This is a genomic window from Mycobacterium palustre (assembly GCF_002101785.1).
Classification (GTDB): Bacteria; Actinomycetota; Actinomycetes; order Mycobacteriales; family Mycobacteriaceae; genus Mycobacterium; species Mycobacterium palustre.
Map to the genome: position 1 here is coordinate 255,628 of NZ_LQPJ01000136.1, position 10,823 is coordinate 266,450.

The 10,823-nt window shown below is 70.0% G+C and carries 11 protein-coding genes and 2 pseudogenes; 11 read left to right on the forward strand and 2 right to left on the reverse strand.

Translation table 11 applies throughout. The annotated features are described in order from the left end of the window. Positions 1–316: 316 nt before the first annotated feature. The 5 genes and pseudogenes from AWC19_RS24415 to AWC19_RS24435 all read left to right on the forward strand — a co-directional run bounded on the left by AWC19_RS24415 (position 317) and on the right by AWC19_RS24435 (position 4,119). Complete coding sequence (locus AWC19_RS24415; protein ID WP_085080650.1) at positions 317–1,486, forward strand: CaiB/BaiF CoA transferase family protein; 1,170 nt, start codon at positions 317–319, stop codon at positions 1,484–1,486. Positions 1,487–1,594: 108 nt separating this feature from the next. Further along, complete coding sequence (locus tag AWC19_RS24420) at positions 1,595–2,173, forward strand: hypothetical protein (protein ID WP_085080651.1); 579 nt, start codon at positions 1,595–1,597, stop codon at positions 2,171–2,173. Positions 2,174–2,294: 121 nt separating this feature from the next. Beyond that, positions 2,295–2,501: a hypothetical protein gene (locus AWC19_RS24425; RefSeq protein ID WP_085080652.1), complete on the forward strand. Its 207-nt coding sequence runs from the start codon at positions 2,295–2,297 to the stop codon at positions 2,499–2,501. A 72-nt stretch (positions 2,502–2,573) separates the two neighbouring features. Next, positions 2,574–3,035, forward strand: a pseudogene (locus AWC19_RS24430) (SDR family oxidoreductase); the annotation flags it as partial. 130 nt (positions 3,036–3,165) lie between these two features. Next, complete coding sequence (locus AWC19_RS24435; protein ID WP_085080654.1) at positions 3,166–4,119, forward strand: alpha/beta hydrolase fold domain-containing protein; 954 nt, start codon at positions 3,166–3,168, stop codon at positions 4,117–4,119. On the opposite strand, the gene AWC19_RS24440 is transcribed toward AWC19_RS24435, so the two are convergent. After that, the gene (locus tag AWC19_RS24440) at positions 4,103–5,209 is read right to left on the reverse strand and encodes an alcohol dehydrogenase catalytic domain-containing protein (protein WP_085080692.1); all 1,107 of its coding nucleotides are present in this window, start codon (positions 5,207–5,209) and stop codon (positions 4,103–4,105) included. The genes AWC19_RS24435 and AWC19_RS24440 overlap by 17 nt on opposite strands. A 14-nt stretch (positions 5,210–5,223) precedes the next feature. On the opposite strand from AWC19_RS24440, the gene AWC19_RS24445 reads away from it, so the two are divergent. Then, the gene (locus AWC19_RS24445) at positions 5,224–5,697 is read left to right on the forward strand and encodes an acyl-CoA thioesterase (RefSeq protein WP_142281386.1); all 474 of its coding nucleotides are present in this window, start codon (positions 5,224–5,226) and stop codon (positions 5,695–5,697) included. 62 nt (positions 5,698–5,759) lie between these two features. Further along, positions 5,760–6,200 carry an SRPBCC family protein gene (locus AWC19_RS24450; RefSeq protein ID WP_085080655.1) on the forward strand — a complete coding sequence of 147 codons (441 nt, stop codon included), beginning with the start codon at positions 5,760–5,762 and terminating at the stop codon, positions 6,198–6,200. Between the two features lie 13 nt (positions 6,201–6,213). On the opposite strand, the gene AWC19_RS24455 is transcribed toward AWC19_RS24450, so the two are convergent. Next, positions 6,214–6,906, reverse strand: coding sequence for a GntR family transcriptional regulator (locus tag AWC19_RS24455; protein ID WP_085080656.1), 693 nt, complete (start codon positions 6,904–6,906; stop codon positions 6,214–6,216). A 149-nt stretch (positions 6,907–7,055) separates the two neighbouring features. On the opposite strand from AWC19_RS24455, the gene fadD5 reads away from it, so the two are divergent. The 4 genes and pseudogenes from fadD5 to AWC19_RS24475 form a co-directional block, all read left to right on the forward strand. Then, positions 7,056–8,696, forward strand: coding sequence for a fatty-acid--CoA ligase FadD5 (fadD5, locus tag AWC19_RS24460; RefSeq protein WP_085080657.1), 1,641 nt, complete (start codon positions 7,056–7,058; stop codon positions 8,694–8,696). Positions 8,697–8,914: 218 nt separating this feature from the next. Further along, positions 8,915–9,730 (forward strand): MlaE family ABC transporter permease, encoded by an 816-nt coding sequence (locus AWC19_RS24465; RefSeq protein ID WP_085080658.1) that lies wholly within the window; start codon positions 8,915–8,917, stop codon positions 9,728–9,730. 1 nt (position 9,731) lies between these two features. Continuing rightward, entirely contained in the window at positions 9,732–10,601 is an 870-nt protein-coding gene (locus AWC19_RS24470) for an MlaE family ABC transporter permease (RefSeq protein ID WP_085080659.1), read from the forward strand. A 5-nt stretch (positions 10,602–10,606) separates the two neighbouring features. After that, positions 10,607–10,823 (forward strand): annotated as a pseudogene (locus tag AWC19_RS24475) (MCE-family protein MCE1A); the annotation flags it as partial.

Sequence of the window (10,823 nt, forward strand, 5' to 3'; positions counted from 1 at the left end):
GTGGCGTTGAGTGTGTAGTGGCGGCGCGGCCCCTCGGCGTGTCGCCGCCCAGGGCGCACAGCGAAAGCCGTGAGCGCACACCGAAAAGCCCAGGGCGCCGCGTGTGCGTTCAGGGCGGCGCGTGTGCGTTCGGGGCGGCGCGTGTGCGTTCAGGGCGCCGGGTGTGCGTTCAGGGCGCCGAGTGTGTAGTGGCGGCGCGGCCCCTCGGCGTGTCGCCGCCCAGGGCGCACAGCGAAAGCCCTGAGAACACACAGACCGCCCTGAACGCACACCGAACGCCCAGGCGCACGCTCGACGGACGGATAGGGTGCCAGGCATGGCCGGACCGGTAGAGGGCATCAAGGTCGTGGAGCTCGGCGTCTGGGTGGCCGGACCGGCAGCCGCCGGCATCCTGGCCGACTGGGGCGCCGACGTCATCAAGATCGAGCCGCCGACCGGCGACCCGGGGCGCCTGTTCGGTCGGATGCTGGGCTGCGACCTGGGCGTCAACCCGCCGTTCGAGATGGACAACCGGTCCAAGCGCAGCGTCGTGCTCGACCTCACCACCGACGCCGGACGCGACACCGCGTTCGAATTGCTCTGCGACGCAGACGTTTTCCTGACCAACGTGCGCCCCGGCGCGCTGCAGCGGCTCGGGTTGGATTTCGAGTCGGTGCACGCCCGCCACCCCCGCCTGGTCTACGGGCTGATCACCGGCTACGGCGAGACCGGGCCCGACGCCGACCGCGCCGCCTACGACGTGGCCGCGTTCTGGTCCCGCGCCGGCGTGGCCCACCTGCTCACGCGGCCCGGCGACACGCCGCCCTTCCAACGCGGCGGCATGGGCGACCACTCGGCGGGCATGACGATGGCCGCGGCGGTGTGCGCGGCGCTGCTGGCCCGCGAACGCACCGGCACCGGCCAGCTGGTGACCACCTCGCTGTACCGCCAGGGCGCCTACACCGTCAGCTTCGACCTCAACACCTACCTGCTGACCGGTCAGCCGATCGCGATCGGCCAGCGCGAAGCGATGGCCAACCCCTGCATGAACAACTACGCCGCCGGCGACGGGCGGCGGTTCTGGATCGTCGGGCTCGAGGGCGACCGGCACTGGCCGCCGCTGTGCCGCGCCGTCGGGCGCCCCGAGTGGCTCGACGATCCCCGATTCCGCGATGCGCGCGCCCGCTTTGCCAACGCCGCGCAGCTGATCGCGGAGTTGGACGAGATCTTCGCGACCCGCCCGCTTGACGAGTGGGCGCAGATCTTCGCCGACGAGCCGGATTTCTTCTGGTCGCCCGTCAACTCGCTGGAGGACGTGGTGGCCGACGAACAGTTCCACGCCGCCGGCGGGATCGTCGACGTTCCGGACGGACCGATCAGCGTCGCGATGGTGGCCACGCCCGCCGACTTTCACGGCACGCCGTGGGCGCCGCGTTCCGTCGCGCCAAAACTGGGTCAACACACCGACGAGGTGCTCGGCGAACTCGAGGCGCGCCGCGGGTCGTGACCGCGTCTTCGGAGCTTTACAAAATTCCGTCGAAGTGTCACGCTGTCCGGTGAGTCACGTCACCCAGGACGCCAGCGCACCCCGAAGTGCGCGGTGAGGAACGGATCGATGGTCACTCCAACATTCGACGTCGGCCGCGGCAGCCGGGTCGCCCCCGCGCGGGCGACCCGGGCGAGCGGTGCGTGTCTGGTTTATCGGCTCGACGTCGTCGCCGACAGCGCCGCCGACATCGTGCAATTCGCCGGCGGTTGGCTCTATGACCGGGTGATGGCCGGCTGGGAGGTGACCGCGCTGCTCACCCACGAGTGCGATACCCGCCCGCTGCGCATCCTCGGGGTGCGGGCGGCCGCCCCGGAGGCGCGGTCCGCCCTGGCGGGGTCGACCAGTCACTGCCTGGCGGTCAGCGCCGAGGCGTTCAGCGCCGATCCCCTCGTCAGGGACAAGGTGCTCAAGTCCCTCGGTGACCGCCTGACCGAGGTGGCCCTGTGGGGCGAGGGCTGGCCGCTGGGTGTCAATCGCTCGGTGACCCGCGCCCAGCACGTGCTCAGCGCCGCGGCGCGCCGATTCAAGGGCTACGCGCTGGCGGCCGCCGGAATCCCCAGCGCCCTCGTCGATTCCACCGAGACGCTGCTATGTGACGCGCCGCCCGGTTCGCCGGTGGATTCGGGGCTAGTCCGGCTCGACTAGCCGATGAAGAACTATTACGGCCACCCACTGCTCTATTCGCACGAGACGATGTCGCTGGGATCCGAGGGCGGCGACCGCTGCACCGAGGTATGGTCGGGCGGGCCGGCCTGACCATCTCGATGTGCGCGGAACCCGTTGGCGCCACCACGGATCCGACGGTCCCGGGCGCCGTCGTCTCGATCCACCGGCCACCGAAACGGGCCCGGTCAGCGGCAGCCACGCCGGCGACGGCACTGTGACCGACGACGACGCCGCGATCCCCGGGCTGATCGCCGCCTACGCGCCCGCCCTGGACGCCGGAAACGCCGAATTCTGCGTCTACGGCTAAACGTTCGCGGGTCACGACGGCATCGGCAGGATGTTCCGAAACGCGCCCCGACAGCCCCGAGGTTGCGTCATCATGAATCGGCGCGTCGCGGTGGTGACCGGCGCGGCCGGCGGACAGGGTGGGGCGATCGCGAAACGGCTCCTGGCGGACGGCTTTTCGGTGGCCGCCTGCGACCGGCGCGCCGACGAGCTGGCCGCCGCGCGGTGGGAGGCGGCCGTTGGCGCGGTGATCGACCGATTCGGCTCGGTGAGCGCCCTGGTCACCGGGGCGGGCGTGCTGCACCGCGCCTCGCTGGCCGACGAGACCGCCGAGGGCTTCGAAAACGCTTGGCGCGTCAATTGTTTCGGCGCCTTCCTCGGCATCCAGGCGACGTCCGAGCAGCTCCGCGCGGCCGCGCCCGCCGCCGTCGTCAACATCTGCAGCACGGGGGCGATCCGTCTCGTCCCGCGGCACTGCGCCTACGGGTCCTCCAAGTGGGCGCTTCGGGCAGCCGGCCGAGATCGCCGGCGTCGTTCATCACCGGGTCGAAGCCGGTCGTCGACGGCGGGCAATGCCTTCAGAGGCGATGAAGCGACCGCTGCCGCGCGGCGGGTAGGTTCTGGGGAATGACCCGCAGATTCAAAGCCGCCGACTGCACCTTCGCGGCGCCGGACCGGCGGCGTCGATGACGCGGTTGGACGGGTGGGAGCGGCTGCATCCGGCCCTGCGCGCCGTCGCCACCACCCGCACCGACTTCTCGCTGGCCGCAATCCAACTCATGCGGGAGCCGTTCAACCAGCGCCGCCGGGAGGCGGCGGACCAGACCGACGCCGACGGCGTGCGCATCACCGACGACCGCGTCCCTTCCCACAACGGCGGCATCGCCGTGCGCATCTATCGGGGCGGCGGCGACGCACCGGCGCCGGCGGTGGTGTACTGCCACGCCGGCGGGTTCGCCCTGGGCAACCTGGACACCGACCACCGGCAGTGCGTGGAGCTGGCGTGCCGGGGCCGCTGCGCGGTGGTGTCGGTCGACTACCGGCTGGCCCCCGAGCACCCCTATCCGGCCGCCCTCGACGACGCGGCCGCGGTGCTGCGGTGGGTGGCGGCCAGCGCGACCGAACTCGGCGTCGACCCGGCGCGCCTGGCGGTGGCCGGCAGCAGCGCCGGCGCCGCCCTGGCCGCCTGCCTGGCGCACCGCGCCGCCGACGGGTCGCTGCCGTCGCTCGCCTTCCAGCTGCTGCACCAGCCGGTGCTGGACGACCGCGAGACGCCGTCGAAGGCTCAGTTCGGTGCCAGCCCGGCCTTCGACGGGGAGGCGGCGGATCTGATGTGGCGCTATTACCTCGGCGCGGCCGCGGGAACCGCGGCCGCCGTGCCCGCGCGCCGGACCCAATTAAGCGGTCTGCCACCGGCGTTGATCACCTGCGCGGAGGTCGATCCGTTTCGCGACGAGGCGGTCGACTACGCTCTGCAGCTGCTTCGCGCCAGCGTCCCCACCGAACTGCACGTGTTCCCCGGGGCGTGCCACGGGTTCGATTCCCTGCTGCCCGACCTCTCGCTTTCCCGCAGGCTGTTCGCGCTCCAAGGGCAGGCGCTGTCCAGCGCGCTGGGGACCGGGGTCAGTCGAACCGGATGAGCTGGCGCACGGCGGTGCCGTCGGCCAGATGATCCATCGCCTCGTTGATGTCGTCCAACCGGATCGTCGACGACACCAGCGACTCCACCGGCAGCCGGCCCGCCCGCCACAGCGACACGAACCGCGGGATGTCGCGGCTGGGCACCGCCGAGCCCAGGTAGCTGCCGATCAGCGACCGGCCCTCGGCGACGAATCCCAACGGGGACACGCTGATCCGCGCGCCGGGCGGCGGCAGCCCGACGGTGACGGTCCGGCCGCCCGGGGCCGTCAGCCCGATCGCCGTCTCGAGCGCGGCGGGATGCCCGACGGCCTCTATGACCACCGCGGCCTTCACGGCGCCGTCGGCGGCCTGCTGCGGCGTGTAGGTCTCGTGGGCGCCCAGCGCGCGGGCGGCCGCCAGCTTCTCGGGCAACTGGTCGACGGCGATGACGCGGACGTCGTCGTACGTGAGCGCGGTGAGCATCGCCGCCATGCCGACCCCGCCCATGCCGACGACGGCGACGGACTGGCCCGGGCGCGGATCACCGACGTTGAGCACGGCGCCGCCCCCGGTCAGCACCGCACACCCGAGCAGCGCGGCGACCTCGGGCGGCACGTCGGGCGGCACCGGCACGGCGCTGGCCCGGTTGACCACCGCGTGCGTCGCGAAGCCCGAGACCCCCAGGTGGTGATACACCGGTTGGCCGGCCCGGCTCAGCCGGATCCCTCCGCCGACCAAGGTGCCCGCGGTGTTGGCCGCGCTGCCCGGCTCGCACGGCGTCAGCCCCTCGGTGGCGCAGGCCGCGCACTGGTTGCACCGCGGCAGGAACACCAGCACCACCCGCTGGCCGACGCTCAGGTCGGCCCCGTCGCCGACCGCTTCGACGATGCCGGCCGCCTCGTGGCCCAGCAGCATCGGCACCGGCCGCACCCGGTTGCCGTCGACCACCGACAGGTCGGAATGGCACACGCCGGCCGCCTCGATGCGGACCATGACCTCGCCGGCGCCCGGCCCGTCGAGGTCGAGTTCGGTGACGCTGATGGGGCGCGTTTCGGCGTAGGGCCGCGGCGAGCCGATGCGTTCCAGGACGGCGCCGCGAATGTGAAACATGTTGGAATACAACCATGGCTTCCGGTCCCGCGATCCCGCCCGCACCCGACGGGCTGACGAGCCGCGACTTCCCGGTGCTGTGGCCGGTGGGAACCCGGTGGGCCGACAACGACATGTTCGGCCACCTCAACAACGCCGTCTACTACCAGCTGTTCGACACCGCGATCAACGCGTGGATCAACACCAGCACCGGGCTCGACCCGCTGAGCACGCCGGCGCTGGGCATCGTCGCCGAGTCGGGCTGCCGCTACTTTTCCGAGCTGCATTTCCCGGAAAGCCTCGCGGTGGGGCTCGCCGTGACGCGCCTGGGCCGCAGCAGCGTCACCTATCGGCTCGGGGTGTTCCGGCCCGCCGAGCACGGCGGGGCGCAACCGATCACCGCGCTCGGGCACTGGGTGCACGTCTACGTCGATCGCGCCACCCGCAAGCCGGTGCCGATCCCCGACGCCATTCGCTCGCTGCTGTCGACGGCCAGCGTGGCCGGCTGAGCGGTGAAATCGGGCCCCGGGCGCGCGGTTTCGGCACGGGCGCGCCCCGCTATGCTTCGCCAATGCCAGTTCTGAGCAAGACCGTCGAGGTCAGCGCCGACGCCGCGTCGATCATGGGCATCGTCGCCGACTTCGAGCGCTACCCGGAGTGGAACCAGGAGATTCAAGGCCTATGGGTGCTGGCCCGCTACGACGACGGGCGCCCCAGCCAGCTGCGGCTCGACGCCGACTACCAAGGCATGCAGGCCACGTTCATCCAGGCCGTGTACTACCCGGGGGAAAACCAGATCCAGACCGTGCTGCAGCAGGGCGACCTGTTCACCAAGCAGGAGCAGCTGTTCAGCGTGGTCGAGACGGGCTCGTCGAGCCTGCTGACGGTCGACATGGACGTCGAGACCAACATGCCCGTGCCGGCGCCGATGGTGAAGCAGCTCGCCAACAACGTGCTCGACCACCTCGCCAACAATCTCAAGCAGCGCGCCGAACAGCTGGCCAACGACTAGCCGGATGGGCCGCTCAGCCGACGACGCCGGTGCCGCCCAGCATCACGGCCAGCCGATCCGCCGCGTCGCTGAACTGCCACACCGCGTGCTCGATCACGGCGGCGGCGTCGCGCCGGCGCAGCGCGGCCACCAACTTCCGGTGGTTCTCCACCGCGGCCGCGCCCCACTGTGGATCGGCCGCGTACACCAGCAACGGCGCGTAACGGGCGGCGTTGAGCAAAAACCACGCCAGCTTGATCCGGCCGCTGGCCTGGTTGAAGACCCGATGGAAGGCGAACTCGATGCCCGCGATGGTCTCGGCGTCGCTGGAGCCGACGGCCGCCTCCAGGGCATCGGTGATGCGGTTGAGCTCGTCGATCTCGGCGTCGGTGATGTGGTCGGTGGCCGCGGCGGCCAGCTCCTTGGCGATCGTCGCCTGCAGCCAGAAGATGTCCTCGATGTCCCGCCGGCTCAGCGGCAACACGACGTGACCGCGATGCGGCTCCAGCTGCACCATGCCCTCGCCGCGCAATTTCAACAGGGCCTCGCGGACCGGCGTGATGCTCACCCCGAGCTGGGCCGCGGTCTCGTCGAGGCGGATGAAGGTGCCCGGGCGCAGCTTCCCGGACATGATGGCCGCCCGCAGGTGGCCGGCGACCTCGTCGGACAGTTGCGCCCGGCGCAGCGGCCGCCGGGTCCTCGGCTGCGCAGATGTCGGTGCGTTCACGCGGGCTGCCAGGGCTTTCACGGGCTTGGGGGCGCTTGGCCGGGTCTTGTCAGGGGGACGTCAAAGCCATAGTGTGACCCACACAACACCATGTTTTATCAAATATCAACCTGGCGCAAGCGGTGCGAGAGGTGAAGGGGAGGCAGCAGTTGACCGCGCAGTTGGCCAGCCCTTTGACACAGGACACCGAGCAGCCCTACCTGGCTCGGCGGCAGAACTGGGTCAACCAACTCGAGCGGCACGCGCTGATGCAGCCGAACGCGACGGCGCTGCGGTTCCTCGGCCACACGGTCACGTGGGCCGACCTGCACCGCCGCGTCGGGGGGCTGGCCGACGCGTTGAGCCGTCGGGGGGTCGGCCTCGGCGACCGCGTGATGATCCTGATGCTCAACCGCACCGAGTTCGTCGAATCGGTGCTGGCCATCAACGCCCTGGGGGCCATCGCGGTCCCGCTGAACTTCCGGCTCACCTCCGCCGAAATCGTCTTCCTGGTCGAGGACTGCGATGCTCGCGTGCTGATCACCGAGGCGGTGCTGGCCCCGGTGGCAACCGGCGTCCGGGACATCCAGCCGTCGCTCGACACGATCGTGGTGGCCGGGGCCGCGACCGAAGACCGCGTCTTCGGCTACGAAGACCTCATCGACGAGCCAGGGGAGCGACACCGGCCCGTCGACATCCAGAACGACTCGCCGGCGTTGATCATGTACACGTCGGGCACCACGGGCCGGCCCAAGGGCGCGGTGCTCACCCACACCAACCTGACCGGTCAGACGATGACCGGCCTCTACACCAACGGCGTCGACCTCAACAACGACGTCGGCTTCGTCGGGGTCCCGTTGTTCCACATCGCCGGCATCGGCAACCTGCTGACCGCCCTGCTGCTCGGCACGCCGACCGTGATCTATCCGCTGGGCGCGTTCGACCCGGGCCAGCTGCTCGACGTGCTGGAGGCCGAAAAGGTGACCGGCATCTTCCTGGTGCCCGCGCAGTGGCAGGCCGTGTGCGCCGAGCAGCGGGCACGGCCGCGGGACTTAAGGCTGCGGGTGATGTCGTGGGGCGCCGCCCCGGCGCCGGACGCGTTGCTGCGCGAGATGTCGGCGGTGTTTCCCGGGACCCAGATCCTGGCCGCCTTCGGCCAGACGGAAATGTCACCGGTCACCTGCATGCTGCTCGGCGAGGACGCGATTCGCAAACGCGGATCGGTCGGCAAGGTGATCCCCACGGTGGCCGCCCGCGTCGTCGACGAAAACATGAACGACGTCCCCGTCGGCGAGGTGGGCGAAATCGTCTACCGCGCGCCGACGTTGATGAGCGGCTACTGGAACAACCCGGAGGCCACCGCGGAGGCCTTCGCCGGCGGTTGGTTTCACTCCGGAGACCTCGTCCGGATGGACGAGGACGGCTACGTCTGGGTGGTGGACCGTAAGAAGGACATGATCATCTCCGGCGGCGAGAACATCTACTGCGCCGAGGTGGAGAACGTGCTCGCCGGGCACCCCCGGATCGTCGAGGTGGCCGTCGTCGGGCGGGCGCACGAGAAATGGGGCGAGGTGCCCATCGCGGTCGCTGCCGTGACCGGGGGCGAATTGCGGCTCGACGACCTGGAGGAGTTCCTCGCCGAGCGGCTGGCGCGTTACAAGCATCCCAAGGCGCTCGAGATCGTCGATGCGCTGCCTCGCAATCCCGCCGGAAAGGTGCTCAAAACTGAACTGCGGGTGCGCTACGGTGCCGCGGCCGCGACCGAAAATGCCGGGGCCGCAACGGATTTACCCCTAAGAGAGGAGGGCTGACTCGGACTGTAACGTTTGCTCGCTGTTGACGAAGGGTTAATTGTGCGGATGCGGTTCACACCTGAAGGGCCATCGGGTACATTCCTGTGGTCTCCGTTACTACTTGCGGGTAGGGAGCCGATGGTCACACACGGAGGGGTAGCAGCGAGGGGGCGAGGAGTGCGACACGATCCGCCGCGGGACCACGAGGCGGGCGGTGCCGGGTTGAGGGGGAAGCGGTGACCTCGACGTCGACAGATCGACGCGGCCCCTATTTGGTCGGCTATCTGCGTGATCAGCTGGAGACGCCGCTGACCCTCGTGGGTGGATTCTTCAGAATGTGCGTGTTGACCGGAAAAGCCTTGTTCCGGTTGCCATTCCAGTGGCGCGAGGTCGTCCTGCAGTGCTGGTTCATCATGCGTGTGGCCTTCCTGCCGACCATCATGGTCTCGATCCCGCTGACCGTGTTGCTCATCTTCACGCTCAACGTCCTGTTGGCCCAGTTTGGCGCGGCCGACCTGTCGGGCGCGGGCGCGGCGATCGGCGCGGTCACCCAGCTCGGCCCGCTGACCACCGTGCTGGTGGTGGCCGGCGCCGGCTCGACGGCGATCTGCGCCGACCTCGGGGCGCGCACCATCCGCGAAGAAATCGACGCGATGGAGGTCCTCGGCATCGACCCGATCCACCGGCTGGTGGTGCCCCGGGTGATCGCCGCGACCATCGTCGCCACGCTGCTCAACGGGCTGGTGATCACCGTCGGCCTCGTCGGCGGCTACCTCTTCGGTGTTTACCTGCAAAACGTCTCCGGCGGCGCCTACCTGGCCACCCTGACCACCATCACCGGCCTGCCCGAGGTGGTCATCGCGACGGTCAAGGCCGCGGTGTTCGGGCTGATCGCCGGGCTGGTCGGCTGCTTCCGCGGCCTGACCGTGCGCGGCGGCTCCAAGGGGCTTGGGACCGCCGTGAACGAAACCGTGGTGCTGTGCGTGGTCGCGCTGTATGCGGTGAACGTCGTACTGACCACGATCGGTGTGCGATTCGGGACGGGGCGCTGACATGTCGACCGGTGCCGTAATCCGCGCCCGCTTTCCCAGGGCGGTCGAAAACCTCGACCGCTACGGCGGGGCGTTCGGCCGCGGGCTCGACGACATCGGCCGGATGGCCTGGTTCGGTGGGGTGTGCCTGGCGAACATCCCGCACGCGCTGCGCAACTACCGCAAGGAGACGCTGCGGCTGATCGCCCAGATCGGCATGGGCACTGGCGCCATGGCGGTGGTCGGCGGCACCGTGGCGATCGTCGGCTTCGTGACGCTGTCCGGTAGCTCGCTCGTCGCCATCCAGGGTTTCGCGTCCCTGGGCAACATCGGCGTCGAAGCGTTCACCGGCTTCTTCGCCGCCCTGATCAACGTGCGCATCGCCGCCCCCGTCGTCACCGGCATCTCGATGGCCGCCACCGTCGGCGCCGGCGCCACCGCGGAGCTCGGCGCGATGCGGATCGCCGAAGAGATCGACGCCCTGGAGGTGATGGGCGTCAAGTCGGTCTCGTTTTTGGGCACCACCCGGATCATGGCCGGGCTGGTGGTGATCATCCCGCTCTACGCGCTGGCGATGATCATGTCGTTCTTGTCCCCGCAGATCACCACGACCGTGCTCTACGGGCAGTCGCACGGCACCTACGAGCACTACTTCCGCACGTTCCTGCGCCCCGACGACGTGTTCTGGTCGTTCGTGGAAGCCATCATCATCACGGCGGTCGTCATGATCACCCACTGCTACTACGGCTACAACGCCGGCGGCGGCCCCGTCGGCGTCGGTGAGGCCGTCGGCCGGTCGATGCGCTTCTCGCTGGTGTCGGTGCAGGTCGTCGTCTTGGCCGCCGCGTTGGCGCTCTACGGCGTCAACCCCAACTTCGCCTTGACGGTGTAGCCGCCATGACCACGTCGTCACCCGCGCAGATCAACCCGCAGCGAAACCCGCCCTACAAGTGGGCAGGGGTAGCGATGCTGGTCGTCGCCGCCGTGGCCTTGGTCCTCGTTTACGGGCAGTTCCGCGGCGACTTCACGCCGAAGACGAAGTTGACGATGGTGGCGTCGCGGGCTGGGTTGGTGATGGATCCGGGGTCGAAGGTCACCTATAACGGGGTGGAGA